We start from the raw sequence: 17,431 nt of genomic DNA, 5'->3' as shown, positions 1-17,431 counted from the left end.
AGACACAACGAAACCTCAGCTCCTCAGAACCTTAGCAACTTAGAACCTTTACCGAACACGTTTTTTTCTATTCGTTTCATAATCTTCAAAAATCATTTCACCCAAACCTTTTAAGCCGGTATAAAATGCTTTCCCCTGATTAGCTTCTGTAAAATGATTCACAAATCGCTGTAAATACGGATCGTTTGCGATCATAAAAGTGGTAATCGGAATATGTAATTTTCTGGCTTGCTGTGCCTGAGTATAACATTTATCTACAATATATTCATCAAGTCCGTTACTGTTCATATAATACGAACCATCACGTTCACGAACACAACTCGGCTTTCCATCTGTAATCATGAAAATCTGTTTGTTGGTATTTCGTTTTCTTCTCAAAATATCCATCGCCAACTGAAGTCCGGCCACTGTATTGGTATGATAAGGCCCAACTTGTAAATAAGGTAAATCTTTAATTGGAATCGTCCACGCATCATTACCAAAAACCAAAATATCCAGCGTATCTTTTGGATAACGGGTTGTGATTAATTCGGCAAGTGCCATCGCAACTTTCTTTGCCGGAGTGATTCGGTCTTCTCCATACAAAATCATACTGTGGCTGATATCAATCATCAGAACCGTACTCATTTGTGCTTTGTATTGGGTTTCTTCAACAACCAAATCATTTTCAGTCAACATAAAACTTTCTACACCGTTATTGATTTGGGCATTTCGAAGACTTTCTGTCAAAGAAATACGCTCTAATCCGTCACCAAAATTAAATTCGCGGAATTCTCCGGTATGTTCATCTCCGTTTCCGGCATGTTTTGTTTTATGATTTCCGCTTCCCGATCGCTTTAAGTTTCCAAAAATCTGGTCTAAAGCCTGCTGACGAATAGCGCGCTCTGTTTTTGCTGTTATACCTAAACCGTTTGAACCATCAGGTTTAACTTCGTCTTTTATGTAACCTTTCTTTTTTAAATCTTCGATAAAATCATCGATAGTGTAGTTCTCATCAGTCAGTTTATATTCTATGTCTAACTCCCGAAGCCAACTAATTGCTTCATCAAAATCGCCCGAAGTATGGGTGATAAGCTCTTTGAAAATGCCAAAAAGTTTTTCAAACGGAGACTGAAATGGGGCTTCGTACGACTTAAAATAAAAACCTTTTTTAAATTCGTTTTTCATAATTCTAAAATTACGTTATTTTAGAATTATGAAAATAGAATCCATTATTAATTTTTAGTTAAAATATTCAATCAAAATCAACTACTAACAGTGTTAGATTTGATGATTATTCAAACTTTCCATCCAAATAATACCAAGCATTATTTTCGAATTTAAAAGTAGAAAATTCATAATGTATTTGAGGTTTATTATTTGAATCTAAAAAATAAGCTTTAAATTCAACTGTATCTTCCGTAAAACTTAGAATTTCTAACTTTTGCCATTTATTACTCACGGCCCATTTTAGAATTTCAGCTTTCGCATAAAATTGTCTTTCAGAAATATAAGTTGTTTCTAAAAGATAATCTGCATTGTGTGTCGCATAGGCGGAATATCTGGAACGCATTAAAGCCAAAGCAGAAGGTGCTTTTTGATTTCCGCTTAAATATAAATTACAGCAATTTTCAAAATCTAAACCTGTATCGCAAAAGCATTTATTACTCTCCATCAACTGGTTCTTCTCCATTAATCTTTACATGAAGCTGATTCAATAAAACCTGATAACGTGTAATTTCTCTCACTTCTTCATCTTCTTCAGCAAAATCAATCATTTCGTCTAATGTTTCGCTTACTTCCAATAATTTATTATTTGCTTCTCTTTCATTTTTAGCAGCAATCAAATCAATAATTTCTTGTACGCTGGCTTTTAATTCTTCGAATTTACTATTCATATTTTTATTTGTTTCAAGTTCAAAGTTTCAGGTTTCAGGTTCAACTTGGAACGTGAAACATGAAACTTGAAACCATTATTATTCCTCTTCGTTTTTACTTTCGTTAAACTTTTTTACAATTTCTTTGAGTTTTTCTTTGCGTGAAATCTCGGCTTGCTTTGCTTTTGCCTGGGCTTTGTGCAACTTATCATTGTACTTCTTGATGTTTCTTTCGTTATTGCGTCCCATTATATTTCTCTTTTAATTTCTTCCAATGTTCTTTCTGTAAAAATCAATTCGCTGATAATTTGCTTCCTCAACTCATTAATATCTTTATAATCAAAATACTTTGCCCAGGAAGTTAATTGCTGCAAATTCCTGATTTGTTTTAGTCTTTTTGCCGTTTCAAAACTTGTTCTTAAGATTGCTTTTTTATCATATTCCGGATTATTTTTATGTTGATATGTGGCAAGATTTTTACCAAAATCGGCTTCTATATAATATAGTTTCTCTTCGGCATTATCAGGATAAAATTCGCTCCAGGCTGCAAAACCAATTTTAGTTTTTGATTCTGTTTCGGGTTCACGAGCAATTAAACGCCATTTGCTATTGGCTAGTCTGCCCCAATGATTAGAGACACGATACATTCCTTTCTCTGTATAATAATAGGTACTTCCTGCCTTGCTTTCAAATTGTTTTTTTAAACCTTCTATTTCATTTGAAAGTACTTCATGAAAAACACAAAATGTATTTTTAAACGAATTTGGGTGTGGCTTGTAATTCTTCTGCATGTGCAAATATACTCAGATTGTCTGGAACTCCCTAAACCAAACATTAATTGCTTAACTTTGCAACTTCAATTTTAAATATAAAGATCATGTCTAAAGGAGCACACGAAAAAATGCTGAAAAAAGGAGTTTATACCGGCATCATAGAAAAAGATGAAAACAACAATTATTTTTGTGGTGAAATTCTTTTAGATTATAAAATTGCAAGTACTAATTTTCAGGTTGGAGATATGATTACAATTAAATCTGTAATCGAAAACCCAAGCGATATCAGCTACGATAAATATCCGAAGAAATCTAAAAACTTTGATAAGGCAAATTATAAACCGGAACAGAAATAGTTTTGTTTCAGGTTTCAGGTTTCAGGTTTCAGGTTTCAGGTTAACCTTTGCGCATAACATCTAACTTTTAACTCATGACTTTTAACTCATAACTACCAATATTCAACATATTTATTGAATATTTTTTATATGAAAAGTAAAAAGTTAAAAAAAAGTGTACCTTTGCAAAAAATTTGTCGATTTGAAGTAAAAAACATTCATTTCAAACTAATAGACAATAAGTTACATTTTTATTTATGAAAAAAATAGTTGAATACCGCAAGTTACTAAACGTAGACAAAACTGCAGAATTAAAAGATTTGAAAACCATTTATCGTAATGCGATGAAAGAATCTCATCCTGATAAATTTCAAGGTGATGATGCTGGTTTGAAAGCAGCAGAAGAAAAAAGTAAAGCAATCATTGAGGCTTACCACTTTTTAGTAAGTATTAATCCTGAAACAATTAAAGCTAACTTACCTGAATACACTGAAACTATCGCTACTTCATCAATTACTGATTATAAATTTGTTGAAGGTCGTTTAATTATTGATTTTTCTAACGGAAGTGTTTACGAATACATAAGTGTTCCTAAAGCAACTTACGTAAAAATGGTAAACGCTGATTCACCAGGAAGATTTGCAAAAAGACATATTTTGAATTCTTTTACTTGGAGAAAGAAAACAAATCAAGAGTAAATTTATACTCAATTAAAGCTACAAGCACCTTGGTAACGGGGTGCTTTTTTTATGCCTAATTATTGCGAAATCGTTTGTATTAAGTTAAAATAAAAACAGTTTTAATAGTTTTTAAAGAACCTAAACAGCCAAAACCCTTGTAAATAAAGGCTTTAAATCGCTAAAAACAATAACAAAATTTTAGGTTACAAAATTCTGTAAGTTTTATAATTTTAGATACTTTTGTTGCACAAATCAATTAACTAATTAATATTTATAATGAAAAAAATATTTTTTTTACTTACAGCTACTGCGGCTATTATTTCTTGCAGCAAAGTTAAAGACGGAGAATACTTAATTACCGGAACTGCTACAGGAATCGAAAATGGTAAAACGATCATTCTTCAAGGTCAGGATCCAACAACAAAAATGGTTGTTGCTCTTGATACAGTAAAAGTTGAAAACGGAAAATTTGAAATAAAAGGAAAAGTAACTGAGCCAGCTTTCCACAGCTTAATTCTTCAGGATGCAAGAGGTCCTCTTCAATTTATCTTAGAAAGTGGAGAAATCAATATCGCAATTGATAAAGATAGTATTCATAAATCTAAAGTTACAGGAACTTACAACAACGAAGAGTTTACTAAATTTCAAGATGAGCTAACAAAAACTCAAAAAGGCTTGATTGATTTTCAGAAAAAAAATACTCAAAAAATGCAACAAGCTCAACAAGCTCAGGATACTGCAGTTATCAATAGCTTGATGAAACAATTCATGACGCTACAAACTGAAGTTCAGGAAAAATCTAAAAAATCATATGTTACTTACGCTGAGACTCACCCAAAATCTTTCATCTCTGTATTGATCGTTAAAGGTATGTCTGAAGATCCAAGTGCTGATGCTAAAAAAGTAGAAAGTATTTATAACTCATTAGATGAGTCTTTAAAAAACACTACTCCTGGTAAAGAAACTAAAACAAAAATTGGTCAAGCAAAAATGCCTGCAGTAGGTGCGTCAGCAGCTCCTGTTGGTAGCCCTAACTGAAGAGCAGATTTTTCAGCTCCTAATCCAGAAGGAAAAGTAGTTTCTCTTAAAGAAAGTTTAGGAAAAGTAACTATTGTTGATTTTTGGGCTTCATGGTGTGGACCATGCAGAAAGGAAAACCCTAACGTTGTAGCTATTTACAAAGAGCTACACTCAAAAGGATTAAATATAGTTGGAGTTTCTTTAGATAAAGAAGCTGGTGCATGGAAAGAGGCTATCGCAAAAGATGGTTTAGCATGGACACAAGTTTCAAATTTAAAATTTTGGGACGAGCCAATTGCAAAACAATATAATGTAGAATCAATTCCTGCAACTTTTATTCTTGATGCATCAGGAAAAGTAGTTGCTCAGGACTTAAGAGGTCCAGAATTGAGAGCAAAAATACTGGAACTCCTAGCTAAATAATAGCAGGTTTCAATATAAAACAAAAAAATCTCCCTAGTGGAGATTTTTTTTGTTTTATACAGTGCCTAAATTTAAAAATGAACCTTCTCCTTATAAAGATTAAAATACGATCTAAAAACACCCCTTATGAAAATCTTTTTAAACTCTATTGATATTTAAAATTATGCCAAGCAAATTATTAAGTAATTGTAAATAGATTTTTTCATTTAACACTTACTTCAAAACAGCAATAAAAACAATGAATGACGAATTTTCGAAGACTATTTTGAAAGCAAAAATCCAAATTCATACATAAGAATAATCTTATTTTTATAAAAAAGCGAAAAAATATTTCTATCAAATAGATTTTTATTTTATTCAATTCCAACGAATTAAAAAATAACTTTAAAATAACTTAAAATTAAGTCATTTTTTTGTTTGGAAATGTAGAAAGAGTTCCTATCTTTGCCACCGCTAAGAACAACATAGCACAACAAGCTGAGATCGGGGAGATACTCAAGCGGCCAACGAGGGCAGACTGTAAATCTGCTGTGTGAACTTCGCAGGTTCGAATCCTGCTCTCCCCACAAAAAGGGTAAAAGATACTAAAACGAAAGTTTTTCAATCTTTTCAAAAACCCATAAAAAACGTGGTAAAGCCTGCAAATCGTAAGATTCGCAGGCTTTTTTGTTTTACTGCAGTTTTCAGATCTTTTAAAAACGCACAAAATTTCTGTGGCACATTCGTGGCATATTGCTGTTGGAGTTGCTACCTTTTGTGCAACAAAATGCTAAGGCGTTTTGAAAAGACTTGACATCTGAGACACACCAAAAATTAAATTTATGAATAATCGAAAAAATATTAATAAATTTAAAAAAAAACAGAATAATATAACTCAAAAAAGTCTGTTAAGCTAAGAATAAATGTTTGGAAATAAACAAACAGTTCCATAGTGGATATACCAACAAATAGTGAAGACTGAGTTAAAAAAACTACTTTAATTTTTACTTCACTTTTTGTTAGTACATCCAACATTGGAGTAGCGTTCTTTACTCTGGAAATGAAAAAGGAATAGAGCAGCAGGAAATAACTAAGTGGTGCTCTTTTAATTCAAAATAACTTCTGAAAGTTATTGTGGCTTATAAACTTCCAATTCTATTTCTATCATTAATTCAGGAAATGCTAATGCTTTTACACCAAGCCACGACCCTGTTGGAAAATTTTTCTTGTAGATTTCTTTTCTGTATCCTGAGATTTCAAGAAATAAAGGCATGTTGGTTGTGAAGATATTTTCCATAATTACATCATCAAATGTGCAGTCATAATGTTTTAGTATTTTATCCAAATCCGCATAGCAATTTTTCATTTGTTGGGCTAAATCGCCTTTTGCTGTAGGCTTTCCTTCATCGTCAAAACTTACAGCTCCTGAAATCTTGATCATATTGCCTATTTTTACTGCATGTGAATAACCATAAGCCTTTTCGACCTTCGGACGCAGTAAAAAATACTCCGGCTTTTCATCTACTATAATTGATTTATTTTTAGTTTGATCTTCTAATTCATTTTTCTTTTCACCACAACTTTGAATTGTAAATGCCAATCCAATACATATTGACATTAATTTTACTTTTTTTAATATTGTTTTCATAACGATTATTTTATTGCGCCTACTTTATTAAGGTTTCGGCATTCCTTTTATTATTTTATATCCCTTTCAGATATGATACACCAAAGATTGGAGCAACTACTTTTTTTACCATGAAAAGTTAAGGTACTTACTTTACTATTTTTTATATGCCTAAGCCTTCTTTGACAAACAAAATTATCATGATTAGTATTATTTTATATGCATTATAAACATAGTCAGACGGCTGTTTATTTTCATGACCTAATTTGATACACTACGGTACAACAAAAGCATTTTAAGATTTTTTAAAACATTAAAAATAGAAGAGAAAACCAACAGGTTGTCCCATTGATTATTCAAAAATTATAAATTCATATTCTTTTTAAGTTAGTTAAATTGCTATTTTGTAAAACCACATAATCTGAAACGCTACCAAATTTTTTAGCACTGAAAATAAAGCCACTCACAATGAATAATTATTGAATGAATTTGATCAATTCTGCATTAAATTTTGGAAGTTCTTCAATGAATAAAGCGTGACCGCTTTTTTCAAAAGAAACTAAAATTGAATTGGTTAATAAAGTATGCATTTGCTGTGCCAATTCATAAGAACAGATTTTGTCTAGCTTACCATGTAGTATAAGTGTTGGAATTTTTATTTTTTTCAAATCCTCTCTCAAGTCCGTATCACGAAGCGTTTTCAACGATTCTGCTGTAGCATATGGTGATGACTGTGCTTGTATACCTCCTAACCAAGCTCCCAATCCCGGAGACACACTGGTTTCACTCGCAGGGAATATTTTTCCAAAATTTTCAAATAATTGCGGTCTGTTGGTATTATTTAAAGCTATTAAACCGTTTACATCATCTTTAGTCCACAATCCAAAATTAAAGTCAGGTCTTTTAGTCCATATTGGAGCGGCGGCACCAAACAAAGCCAGTTTTGAAACGTGAGCTCCACTGTATTTGGCTACATAATGTATCACAGTTGCTCCTCCCATTGAAAATCCGCCGATTGTGGCATTTTCTATTTTTAGTTTGTCTAAAATTACTTTAATGTCATCAGCATAAACATCATAGTTATAAGTTCCACCAGGTTTATCAGAAAGCCCAAAACCTCTTAACGTAATTCCAATAACACGGTATCCTTTCTGAATCAATTCTGCGTATTGAAAATCATACATCGCATCGCTTAACGGCCATCCGTGAATCAGAATCACCGCTTTTCCAGCACCTAAATCAGTCACGTGCAGTTTTACATTTTTTTCTACTTCAATAAATTCTTCTCTTCCTAAACTTGCAGGTTTTCTTTGGCTTTGGGAAAAAACTGTTGCTGTTGCCAATAAAAGCATTGCCACACTTGTTGTTACGATTGTTTTCAAATTTGTTTTCATCTTTAAAATTTAAAGTTACTATTTATCTATTTCAGAGACCAAAAAGCAAACAGTATACCTTGTTTTTAAAATACTTATTATCAGGTATTTAAAAAAAATAACCAATTATATTTTTTACGACATATCGTAATTTTATATCCTAAATCAGATTTATAATTTTTAGAGCAATAAAAAAATTAACTCACTTGTGGAAATATTTTTGAGGAAGTATTGAAAAGAAAGAATAAATTAAACTATTCTATTTATAATAAAGTAGGTTCTGTCGCATCTTGGAAATGCAAACAAAAAGTGAAGACTGAGTTAGAAAAAAACTACTTTAATTTTTACTTCACTTCTTGTTAGTATTTCCTCGTTGTACTTGACACCTTTTTTGCTACAAAAAGTTAAGGCGTTTTTTTAAGATATTTCATCCAAAGCTTTTAAAATCCTTGGAGAGGGGAATTAGGTAAGCTATTTTCGAGAATCAAAAAATGAGATGTAAACCACGCGCATAAAAAAATCGGAACAAGATTACTCCTGCCCGATTTAATTTATAATTGTAATTTATTTTTTTGCATTACCTAAGAATTATTCTCAAGCGGTGCCAAATAAAGACTAGCACACTATATTATGCTATAGCATATTTTTTTTCTGTAATAATGCTGATCGTTTCAGTTGTTATACTGTCTACAAATCGCCATTCAGCTTCAGCGCCAGTTGCTGTGAATTTTAGATAAGTATATCCGCGCTTATACAAATTTGCATATTCTAAATCATCTATCAGTACCGTAAATGCCTGGGCTAGTTCTATCGCTTTTGAAGGGTCTGAAGTAATTCCAAGATAAGCTTCCAGCCCTGGTGAAGAAACAGAACTGCATGCTATTTCAGTTCCTATATGTTTTCCCTGCATATCGGTAAGTTTACCCATCCATGCATTATGAGTATCTCCAGCCAGCACTACAACATTTTTTCCAGAAAGCATCGCATATAATTGTTCTCTTTCAGCAAAATAACCATCCCACGCATCCAGATTATATGGCAAAGTCGTCGTAACTCTTGCTATTTCCTGAGCTGTTAAAGAAGGATCACTTTGTTTATGTCTCATTTTAATAACAACAAGTGCAGAGATTGCACTAATTAGAGCTTGCATGGTCGCCGGTTGTGCACTTCCAAAATGATCCACTTCTGCTAAAACCTGATTCAAAAGCAGCAGCAGCTCTGCAGGTATCAGCATTTTTGTCATCAGAATTTGTTGGCCTAATACCTTCCATTTCGCATTATCTGCATTGATCTGTGATCCAAGCCAGGTCATTTGTTCGTTTCCTATTAATTTTCTGCCGGTGCTTAACAAATCTGTCTTAAATTTTATCTGGTCAAAATTTCCGCCATTATCAATATAATCGGAATAACTCATCTGCTTATCTCTCGCAATAACTCTTGTGTCCATCATATAAAGAGAAAGAATAGTACCGAAATTAAAACTTCTGTAGATTCTAAGATCTTTTCCTGTTTTAAGCGGAATATATTCGCTGTAGGCTTGAAAAGCGGCCATTTTTCTCATCTGAAAATCTCCTTCTGATGACTGATGGTTTTCCGCGCCCGATTTATAGGTATCGTTGGCAAATTCATGGTCATCCCAAACGCATATAAAAGGTTTTTTCTGATGAAGAAGCTGAAGATTTTTATCTCCTCTATATTGTCTGTATCGTTCTCTGTAATCGCTAAGGCTTGTTATCTCCCTTGCTGGTTTATGTTCTCTGCCCAGTGGATTGGTAAAGGGATTTGTGCCATACTGTCCCGGCGCATATTCGTAAATATAATCTCCAAGATGCACGACTACATCAGCATCTGAAGCAGCAATTGCTCCATATACATTAAAAAGTCCTGCCGGAAAATTAGAACAGGAAACAACGGCCATTCTTACATCATTTACAATATCTGTTTTACTCGGCAGCGTGCGTGTTTCTCCAGTTAGCGTTACTTGTTTGGTTTTGGCATTATAAAATCTATAATAATATTTTGTATTGGAAGTAATATTCTGAACATCCACCGCTATAGTAAAATCATTAGCAGAAGATGCCAAGACCTGCCCTTTTCTTGTTACTTCAGAAAATGAAGCATCCTTACTGATCTCCCATGTAATTTCAGCATCTGACCCGGCTGAATATCTTGTCCAGATAATCACTCCTGTTTCAGTGGGGTCAAAACTGGCTACTCCTGTCTCAAATCCTTCATTTTTCATTCCAATCGGTGCACCGCTGTTATCGGTTTTATCATCGTCACTGCAACTTTCAATAAGTGGGGCAATGAAAACTCCTCCGGCAGCCAATAAAGAATTTTTAAGAAACCTTCTTCTGCCTAAATCATTGTTATTTTCCATAAATAAAATTTTATGCCAAAACAACAATTTAATAGTACAACTCAGGTTATGGTATTTTTAAAATTACCTTACATTAATATTAACAATCCATTCCCTATAATAAATTATCAATCTGATTGGTAACTTTTAAATTTTATTTTATTTACTCTATCGGTCCATTAAGGAGAGTATTGTTTTTTTCATATTAAGTAAGAAGGCAAAGAAACTTTACGGTTCTCCCCTAGAAATATCTGCAAGCATAATTATTTCATTAATCGTGAAACTTTAGTTCACAGATCACTGTCCTGTCCAGATTTGCATTACAGAGTAAAAAAACAATTACATTTGAATTACTACCTCTATATAAAAGCAACATTGTACATGAGAGCCGAGTAATTTGAAAAGCTTATTTATCCTTTAGAAAACTTTAATAATGTAATCACAGCCCAACTGAATGCAGAAACCCACCCGATTAGGGTATATAAAGAATAAGGCATACCAAATCGGTCAACAGTTTTACTCTCAGCAAAAAAGACAGTACGGGAAAAAATATAGCAATTAAGGTCATCATAGTTTTTGGTTTTAATAGTTTTTACTTTTAAAAGTAACGAATCTTGAAAATCCTATGCCTTTTCTCCCCTTTGCATTCCCTTAGGCTAACATTTAACAAGTTAAGGATAACATATCATTACATAAAAAATACGAAAGGAACTAGATTTGACTTTCGTTTTTCTTAGGAAAATACCAAGTGCTAGTACGGCTTGAAACATGCTTTAAACACAGTAAATCTTGATGGTGAATTTAAATACAAAACAGCTTTCAATATTACTTTCAACAAAAATGAGGTACTTGATTTAGGTGGAGAATATGAAAAAGTAGTAGGATCCAGAAGTTCCAGTAAGCAAATTACAAACACAGGAATCCTGAGAGTTGGTGAGCCAGTTGGATCATTCTACGGATATGTTACGGATGGTTTATTTCAAAATCAAGCAGAAGTTGATGCAGGAAAAGCAATGGGACAGCCAAACAGTAATGTTGGAGACAGACGATATAAAGACACGAATAGTGACGGAAAATTTAATGAAAACTAATAATTTTTTAATTATTACAGCTTTATCGATCTTAATTACTGGCTTTAGCAGTTGTTCAAATGATTTTCTGGAAGAAAATCCTAAATCATTTATTTCGCCTATAAATTTTTATAAAACAGAGGCCGATGCCAATACCGCAATAATTGGTACTTACAATGGATTAAAAGCAATCTACAGTCAGGATATTACTTTTGTGGCGATATGACAGGAGAACAAACCTGGCCAGGATCATCAAATTCAAATGTTGAGAGAGCAAAGACAATCAGCTATTTTACGGTAGCTCAAACCTTTTTCTTTATAACTAACAATAATAGATTGAGCTTGACGATTCCTGTCATTATTCAATGCGTTATCTTTGATAGCTTGAAGACCTTTAGCCCTTGCCTCGTTAGTTAGTTTTTTAGGATTGCCAAGTTTGATATTTTTCTTTTTTAGTTCAGCTAACGCAACCTTAGTTCTGGAACTTATAAGCTTGACTTCTTGCTCGGCTAGTGCCGAAAAAATATGGATGGTGAAGTTATTGGCTGACGGCATGTCAACCGCCAAAAACTCAATTCCTGAATCCATCAAAGAGCTTACAAAGTTCACTTGCCTTGCTAAGCGGTCTAATTTAGCTATAACCAACACTGCTGTTGAATCGCTTTGTGAATCTCGACACGGTTACGTTTGTTTGTTCCTGTCTCAATCTCTGTATATTTGTTCAAAATAATCCCATCTTGACCAGATACATATTTTTCAACTGAGCTTTTTTGAGCAGATAAACCTAAGCCACTTTCAAATTGAATTTTTCAACTAACCCTGTAATACGCAATGCCCTTTTTCATGATATTTTGATTTTATATAATTTCTTAAACGAGCGTTTGTGATTTATTACACTCCAAAAGTCCAGGTCTATTTTGGAATATCCTAGAAAAATCCTGGATTTCCTGGGCTCACAGCTTTTTGGGTCGTTTCAGAGAACAAAAAAACGAGGTTGTTAGCCTCGTTCTTTGGATTGTATCAATCGTGTAAACTCTGAAAACTCTTTATCTGTAAAATCTTCTCTTTTAAAACTGATTGGCAGTTTGAGCGGTTCGGTCGTTAGAACACGTTTGAGCTGGGAAAACTTAAGCCTGACTCTCATCTTCTTTGGTGTTGGCAGTGTTGCTGATAAAATCCCAGTCTTCTCCGTTCAGCTTTTCTTTGCTCATGTAGAAGAGTCCAGCTTTGTATCGGTCATAGATGCTCACATCAGTTCTGTCGTAGTTGAAGTACTGCTGAATGTCGGTCACAATCTGCTCGTGGAGCTTTTTATTTCCGATATGGATAACGAAATGATTGTGGTGACCGCTTCTGTTGGTGAATGATTCTGTCGTAAAGAACACGCGCAGTTCCGTTGAATCCTGATACTTTTTATTCAGATAATTATAAAATCCGTGCATCTGCTTAAAACAGCTGTTCTTGTTGCGCTCCGCTTTGTAAGCTACCGTAAAGAAGAAACTCCAGTCCATCTGCCAGAAAGTATGTTGTAGACTCTCTTTGTCTGCAAGACAATCAATTAGGTTTCTCATCTATTGGTTTTCTTGTCTTAGTACTTTGTTCTCATCAAACATGATTTCACTGTCAAAGTATCTGGCGTGGTCACTCGGAAATAATCGTTTTCCGTTTGGTTTTTTAGTTTCAGAAAATAGGTCTTCATTCTTCTTGTAGAATCGGTAGATAGTGCTTTTGCTTGCTTTTGTGCTTATTATAAATTTCTTTAAATTCTCATATTTCATTTTGTTCGTTGATTAGTATCTCGTTATTGTTAGATACAGGAAGTCCATACAAGGGGATTAATCAAGCATCTACTAAGTAAATACTAACAAACTTTGAAAAGTGAAGCTTTTTGACACTTTTTTTGAAAAATATTTTTTTGGTCTGGCAAATATCTGTTTCAAAGTGAGACACGATTCTCTGAGATTTCAAAATTTATCGAATTTTCGTTTAAAGCATGAATGGTAACTGGTGGAATATGTGTACAATTCTATATTACGGGGAGGTAATTTAACCTATCAAATCATGGGATTTGATATTGAAATAGCCGATGCAGGGAGGGGGTGGGGTCGTGAATACTGATTTGTAATTTTGCCAAACCTTCCCAGTAAAAACAGGTTCAAAACAAAAAGATTGAAGCGGATAGCGGGAGAAAGCTCCTTATTACTACCAATATCATTATAGATCTTTAAATCTATAAAGGCTTCGACTTCGCTCAGACGGACAAAACGATACTTATATATGTATAAACAATAAACCCGACAGGTTTTGGAAACCTGTCGGGTTGGAAATGTGTTTTACTATTAAATACAAAACAAAAGCTTATCGATCAATCTTCCTACCGTATAATCATAGACATGTGAACACATGGCGGTACATCATTACATAATATTTCTTTAATATTACTATAGTTAATTTCAGTAGAGGCAAAAAAATGCAGTCTAGAGACATTTGCGCATCTTTTCAGTTGAACTCTTCGGAGAGCGGGCACATTTACAAAAGTTTAAAACATAAAAAAAACCACCGATTGACGGGGGGGTCTTTTTTTATATCCTTTGTCGATTTACTTTGAGGGCACGAAAAGAATTTCCGCGCTATCGTTGCGTATATCCGAGCGATCGGGTAAGGGTGCAATAATGCACCCTTAAATTTGTTTACTTTTTATCATCAATCCACTAATTTGTTACTTTAATACTTTGCATAGGTTTAAAGTTGCTCTGTTTTTCTGATTTTAATAAACTAACCCCATTATCAATGTAAAGTGTTTTCAATAGAGGATTATTAGAAATATCTAACTTATCAATTTTAGTAGAATTAAGATATAGCTGAACTAATTCAACATTCCTTTTGACATCTATAATCTTTAAATTACCATTTTCGGACAGTTGTACAGTTTTTAGTTTCGGAAGTTCATCCAAAATAATCTTTTCAAATATATTACCTTGCAGATACAATGACTCGATATTATTAGTGTTAATCAAAACCAGTTCATTTAACCCGTTTCTAAAGGCATAAAGTCCTTTTAATTTTGGCATATTTTTTATTACCAGTTTCTTTCCTAACATATTTTCTCCTACATAAATTTCTTCAATAGTTGAATTGTTAAAAAATACATCTAAGTTTAAAACTTGATTTTTCATTGCATTCACTGTCTTTAGTTTTTTGAAATGCACTAAATCATCTAAGCTTTTTATATTTCTATTTGAAATCTTCAGCTTACTTATAGTATCTATCTCAGTAATTTGGATTTCATTATCTTTATTGACATCATAACCTAACTCTAATAATGCTATTTTTAAATTTTCATCCTTAAATTTAATTTTTTGTGCATTTAAATTCCATGTAAAAATCACCATCAATAATGGATATATATATTTAAGCCTCATATCTTTTTTAATTTCCTTTAGTAAATAACGATATTATTAATGCTATGATTGCAAATATTACAAAAATTACTATTCTATAATATTTGGAATTATAATATCTGTTGAAAGCATTATCATTTGGTTTTTTCTTAAAATCTACTAAAGTGTAAATTATGAATGCTATTCCAACAATGTAATATATGTACATCATAATATATCTAATTATTTTATTTTTTATTTTGATCCCTAACTACATCTATGGATTTATCTAATCCGTTAAAAAGATTATCATTTACTATTTGTTCTGTTGGACCAAACACACTTGAACCACCTAATTTTCTTGATGCACCTTCAATTACTCCTTTTGTTATAGTTTTTTCCATAGAAAATTCACCTTCAGCAACATCATTTACAATTTCTAAACCTGTACCTACTACCGAAACAAAACCCCCAACTTCTGCCATTCCAGCAGCAAGCGGCGCACCAAATCCTGTAGCTGCTACTGGTACGGCTGCTAAAGTCATACCATCACCTACATCTTGAAGCGCTCCTGGTCCATGCTCTCCTAAAGAATCCATTATACTTTTATTTTCAGAAATGTAAGTTCCATTATCAGTGGTTAAACTAACGTCATCAACGTCCATCTTTCCACTATTATTTACAACGAAATTACCATCCGATGCGAATTCAACAATAGTACTATAATCTGCTGTATGTGCAACTCCAGAAGCAAAAACTTGTTTTACGTTGCCATATCCTTTAGCCTCGGCTTGTTCTTTTGTTTTAACATCAGCATCATAAGTTATATGCTGCTGTCCATTTGAACCTGTCCAATTTATCCAGTCATTCGGAGCCATTCCATCAGGATCAATGAATCTAATAGGATTATTAAATGCATAATTATATGGACTATGTCTACGCATTTTCTCCGCTAAAGGATCTATATTCATCCAGCGACCAAGTGCTGGGTCATAATTACGTGCCCCATAGTCGTAAACCCCAAGCCCCATCTCGTCTTGAAGCTCCTTGCCATTGTATTTATACTTATTCTCTGCCCCAATTTTCACGGTATTATAACCTTCCTGTTTCAAACCAAAAGGATAATAATTGCTTTCTTCCTTTATGGCAAGGGTCTTGTCGTAGCTAAGACGAATATTGCCCAGATGATCCTTGTATTGGTAGATGTAATTGTAAGAGCTTCCTGCAGGTTCTATATATCCTTCGGCCATTGGAAGAAATTTCAGTGTACTTGTACCGCTGATGGTTTCATACTGATACCCTTGCAGATAATCTGTTGTTACTACTGGAGCTCCGGATCTGTTTACTGTTTTTTGTACTTTTTGTCCTGCCGCATTATAAAGGTAGACAATATTTCCTGTAGCGGCAAAGGTTATTTTTGTTGGCAGGTTTAATTGGTTATAAACAATCTGAGTGATGTTTTTGTTGTTGTCTTTGATCATATTACCGTTTAGGTCGTAATCAAAATCATCTGCAGCATTTGATGCGCTGTCTTTAAACTCATTCAAAAAGCTTGCATTATTAGCAACTGCATCTGTGACTTTCATCAACTGATTGCTGTTATTGCTGTCCTTATAAGCATAGGTCAGATTATCTATTTGAGTTTGGGAATTATCATTAGTGCTTCCGTTACGTGTCAGATTGATAATATTTCCATTTTTATCATAAGTCATGCTCTCGTTGTAGTTGTTTAAAACACCACCTTTTTTATAAACAGCATCTGTTAATCGGTTTAATTTATCATAGCGGTAACCGTAAGCCCTGAGGATTCCATTATCGGAGTTGGTTGCCCACTGGGTCTCTGCAATGTTTCCGTTGTATAGAGGATCTGCTCCGCTGATACCCTGGTTCGGAGTATTGTAATTGATCTTAAAGGCAAACAAATCTTTTGGGTCTCCGGCTTTTGCAAGCGCGGCAACATCATTGATGCCTGTAAGCCAGCCTCGGACATTATAGGTGTAATTGATGTTCTGACTGTTATTGCCTACTTTTTTGGAAATAAGCTGCCCGAGTTCATCATAGGTATTGCTAAGTACAAGTTCTGGGGCTGCGGCTCCTATTTGATGGGTCTGGGTAAGGAGTCTGTCCTGGGCAGAATAAGTGAAAACTTCGGTTGTTTTGATCTCGGCTCCGCCCTGAATCCTGCTATGAGTGGTGATGCTTGAGTTGAGCTGACCCGAGAAAGCATCGAGTTTACTGTCTGTACAGGTGTACCCACCCAGGAAATTTTTGGTGTAAGAGCGAACCGGCCTTGCTTTGGCATCATAAAGGGTATAGGTGTGTTCGTATCGATAAGCGGTACTGGCCTCGGCAACCCTGTTCCAGTTTCCTGTTGCAAGACCAATTGGTTTTGTAGTGGTATTGTAAAAAACTGGCTGAGTCCCGTCTGCTACGGCAGATGGAATCACCGGGGCATCAGGAAAATTATAATCGTCATAATAGTTTACACTCAGCACATGATAATCAGATATTGGCCATGCCAGGGTGCTGTACCTGAAAGCAACCCCGTTTATGGTT

At 33.9% G+C, this 17,431-nt stretch carries 18 protein-coding genes, 1 tRNA gene and 1 pseudogene; 7 read left to right on the top strand and 13 right to left on the bottom strand.

From position 1 onward, the window contains the following. Positions 1-48: 48 nt before the first annotated feature. From KHA98_RS21345 to KHA98_RS21325, 5 genes are all read right to left on the bottom strand, one after another. Complete coding sequence (locus KHA98_RS21345; RefSeq protein WP_213260016.1) at positions 49-1,167, bottom strand: vWA domain-containing protein; 1,119 nt, start codon at positions 1,165-1,167, stop codon at positions 49-51. Between the two features lie 106 nt (positions 1,168-1,273). Further along, positions 1,274-1,672, bottom strand: coding sequence for a YchJ family protein (locus tag KHA98_RS21340; RefSeq protein WP_246522471.1), 399 nt, complete (start codon positions 1,670-1,672; stop codon positions 1,274-1,276). Next, positions 1,644-1,877, bottom strand: a complete 234-nt coding sequence (locus tag KHA98_RS21335) for a hypothetical protein (protein ID WP_213260015.1) — start codon at positions 1,875-1,877, stop codon at positions 1,644-1,646. The genes KHA98_RS21340 and KHA98_RS21335 overlap by 29 nt, the downstream gene beginning before the upstream one ends. A gap of 78 nt (positions 1,878-1,955) precedes the next feature. Beyond that, a complete protein-coding gene (locus KHA98_RS21330) occupies positions 1,956-2,105 on the bottom strand; it encodes a hypothetical protein (RefSeq protein WP_213260014.1) in 150 nt (49 codons plus the stop codon). After that, on the bottom strand, positions 2,105-2,647 hold the full coding sequence (locus tag KHA98_RS21325; protein WP_213260013.1) for a hypothetical protein: 543 nt from the start codon (positions 2,645-2,647) through the stop codon (positions 2,105-2,107). Before KHA98_RS21325 ends, KHA98_RS21330 begins: the two co-directional genes overlap by 1 nt. An 86-nt stretch (positions 2,648-2,733) precedes the next feature. On the opposite strand from KHA98_RS21325, the gene KHA98_RS21320 reads away from it, so the two are divergent. From KHA98_RS21320 to KHA98_RS21300, 5 genes and pseudogenes are all read left to right on the top strand, one after another. Beyond that, a complete protein-coding gene (locus KHA98_RS21320; RefSeq protein ID WP_213260012.1) occupies positions 2,734-2,985 on the top strand; it encodes a hypothetical protein in 252 nt (83 codons plus the stop codon). 236 nt (positions 2,986-3,221) lie between these two features. Further along, the gene (locus KHA98_RS21315) at positions 3,222-3,662 is read left to right on the top strand and encodes a KTSC domain-containing protein (protein ID WP_099708339.1); all 441 of its coding nucleotides are present in this window, start codon (positions 3,222-3,224) and stop codon (positions 3,660-3,662) included. Positions 3,663-3,920: 258 nt separating this feature from the next. Continuing rightward, complete coding sequence (locus KHA98_RS21310) at positions 3,921-4,682, top strand: DUF4369 domain-containing protein (RefSeq protein ID WP_213260011.1); 762 nt, start codon at positions 3,921-3,923, stop codon at positions 4,680-4,682. An 18-nt stretch (positions 4,683-4,700) separates the two neighbouring features. After that, positions 4,701-5,087: pseudogene (locus tag KHA98_RS21305) on the top strand (peroxiredoxin family protein); the annotation flags it as partial. 485 nt (positions 5,088-5,572) lie between these two features. Next, positions 5,573-5,653: transfer RNA gene (locus tag KHA98_RS21300), tRNA-Tyr, on the top strand. A 542-nt stretch (positions 5,654-6,195) separates the two neighbouring features. Here KHA98_RS21300 and KHA98_RS21295 read toward each other — a convergent pair. From KHA98_RS21295 to KHA98_RS21285, 3 genes are all read right to left on the bottom strand, one after another. Then, positions 6,196-6,714: a RidA family protein gene (locus KHA98_RS21295; RefSeq protein WP_213260010.1), complete on the bottom strand. Its 519-nt coding sequence runs from the start codon at positions 6,712-6,714 to the stop codon at positions 6,196-6,198. A gap of 455 nt (positions 6,715-7,169) precedes the next feature. After that, the gene (locus tag KHA98_RS21290) at positions 7,170-8,087 is read right to left on the bottom strand and encodes an alpha/beta fold hydrolase (protein WP_213260009.1); all 918 of its coding nucleotides are present in this window, start codon (positions 8,085-8,087) and stop codon (positions 7,170-7,172) included. 607 nt (positions 8,088-8,694) lie between these two features. Beyond that, complete coding sequence (locus tag KHA98_RS21285) at positions 8,695-10,446, bottom strand: alkaline phosphatase D family protein (protein WP_213260008.1); 1,752 nt, start codon at positions 10,444-10,446, stop codon at positions 8,695-8,697. 740 nt (positions 10,447-11,186) lie between these two features. Between KHA98_RS21285 and KHA98_RS21280 the strand changes: the two genes are divergently transcribed. Together KHA98_RS21280 and KHA98_RS21275 are read left to right on the top strand one after the other, a co-directional pair. After that, a complete protein-coding gene (locus tag KHA98_RS21280) occupies positions 11,187-11,516 on the top strand; it encodes a hypothetical protein (RefSeq protein WP_213260007.1) in 330 nt (109 codons plus the stop codon). After that, positions 11,506-11,721, top strand: a complete 216-nt coding sequence (locus tag KHA98_RS21275) for a hypothetical protein (protein WP_213260006.1) — start codon at positions 11,506-11,508, stop codon at positions 11,719-11,721. Before KHA98_RS21280 ends, KHA98_RS21275 begins: the two co-directional genes overlap by 11 nt. Positions 11,722-11,753: 32 nt before the next feature. Here the strand turns inward: KHA98_RS21275 and KHA98_RS21270 are convergent, their stop codons facing one another. The 5 genes from KHA98_RS21270 to KHA98_RS21255 form a co-directional block, all read right to left on the bottom strand. Beyond that, positions 11,754-12,143 carry a recombinase family protein gene (locus KHA98_RS21270; RefSeq protein WP_317192587.1) on the bottom strand — a complete coding sequence of 130 codons (390 nt, stop codon included), beginning with the start codon at positions 12,141-12,143 and terminating at the stop codon, positions 11,754-11,756. 479 nt (positions 12,144-12,622) lie between these two features. Then, complete coding sequence (locus tag KHA98_RS21265; RefSeq protein ID WP_246522469.1) at positions 12,623-13,066, bottom strand: hypothetical protein; 444 nt, start codon at positions 13,064-13,066, stop codon at positions 12,623-12,625. After that, complete coding sequence (locus tag KHA98_RS22950; protein ID WP_246522467.1) at positions 13,067-13,273, bottom strand: hypothetical protein; 207 nt, start codon at positions 13,271-13,273, stop codon at positions 13,067-13,069. A gap of 933 nt (positions 13,274-14,206) precedes the next feature. Then, the gene (locus KHA98_RS21260) at positions 14,207-14,917 is read right to left on the bottom strand and encodes a leucine-rich repeat domain-containing protein (protein ID WP_213260004.1); all 711 of its coding nucleotides are present in this window, start codon (positions 14,915-14,917) and stop codon (positions 14,207-14,209) included. A gap of 206 nt (positions 14,918-15,123) precedes the next feature. Then, positions 15,124-17,431: RHS repeat domain-containing protein (locus tag KHA98_RS21255; protein ID WP_213260003.1), on the bottom strand; the 2,308-nt coding region annotated here is incomplete at its 5' end.

The sequence above is a fragment of the Flavobacterium branchiicola genome, assembly GCF_018383905.1.
Lineage (GTDB): Bacteria > Bacteroidota > Bacteroidia > Flavobacteriales > Flavobacteriaceae > Flavobacterium > Flavobacterium branchiicola.
The sequence above is the reverse complement of the archived record's forward strand: the minus strand, read 5'-3'. Positions and strand labels throughout refer to the sequence as shown.

What these genes read in the sequence shown, in the direction of transcription:
- KHA98_RS21345 (WP_213260016.1), bottom strand. Translation starts at nt 1,167, where the DNA reads ATGAAAAACGAATTTAAAAAAGGTTTTTATTTTAAGTCGTACGAAGCC.
- KHA98_RS21340 (WP_246522471.1), bottom strand. Translation starts at nt 1,672, where the DNA reads ATGGAGAAGAACCAGTTGATGGAGAGTAATAAATGCTTTTGCGATACA.
- KHA98_RS21335 (WP_213260015.1), bottom strand. Translation starts at nt 1,877, where the DNA reads ATGAATAGTAAATTCGAAGAATTAAAAGCCAGCGTACAAGAAATTATT.
- KHA98_RS21330 (WP_213260014.1), bottom strand. Translation starts at nt 2,105, where the DNA reads ATGGGACGCAATAACGAAAGAAACATCAAGAAGTACAATGATAAGTTG.
- KHA98_RS21325 (WP_213260013.1), bottom strand. Translation starts at nt 2,647, where the DNA reads ATGCAGAAGAATTACAAGCCACACCCAAATTCGTTTAAAAATACATTT.
- KHA98_RS21320 (WP_213260012.1), top strand. Translation starts at nt 2,734, where the DNA reads ATGTCTAAAGGAGCACACGAAAAAATGCTGAAAAAAGGAGTTTATACC.
- KHA98_RS21315 (WP_099708339.1), top strand. Translation starts at nt 3,222, where the DNA reads ATGAAAAAAATAGTTGAATACCGCAAGTTACTAAACGTAGACAAAACT.
- KHA98_RS21310 (WP_213260011.1), top strand. Translation starts at nt 3,921, where the DNA reads ATGAAAAAAATATTTTTTTTACTTACAGCTACTGCGGCTATTATTTCT.
- KHA98_RS21295 (WP_213260010.1), bottom strand. Translation starts at nt 6,714, where the DNA reads ATGAAAACAATATTAAAAAAAGTAAAATTAATGTCAATATGTATTGGA.
- KHA98_RS21290 (WP_213260009.1), bottom strand. Translation starts at nt 8,087, where the DNA reads ATGAAAACAAATTTGAAAACAATCGTAACAACAAGTGTGGCAATGCTT.
- KHA98_RS21285 (WP_213260008.1), bottom strand. Translation starts at nt 10,446, where the DNA reads ATGGAAAATAACAATGATTTAGGCAGAAGAAGGTTTCTTAAAAATTCT.
- KHA98_RS21275 (WP_213260006.1), top strand. Translation starts at nt 11,506, where the DNA reads ATGAAAACTAATAATTTTTTAATTATTACAGCTTTATCGATCTTAATT.
- KHA98_RS21265 (WP_246522469.1), bottom strand. Translation starts at nt 13,066, where the DNA reads ATGAGAAACCTAATTGATTGTCTTGCAGACAAAGAGAGTCTACAACAT.
- KHA98_RS22950 (WP_246522467.1), bottom strand. Translation starts at nt 13,273, where the DNA reads ATGAAATATGAGAATTTAAAGAAATTTATAATAAGCACAAAAGCAAGC.
- KHA98_RS21260 (WP_213260004.1), bottom strand. Translation starts at nt 14,917, where the DNA reads ATGAGGCTTAAATATATATATCCATTATTGATGGTGATTTTTACATGG.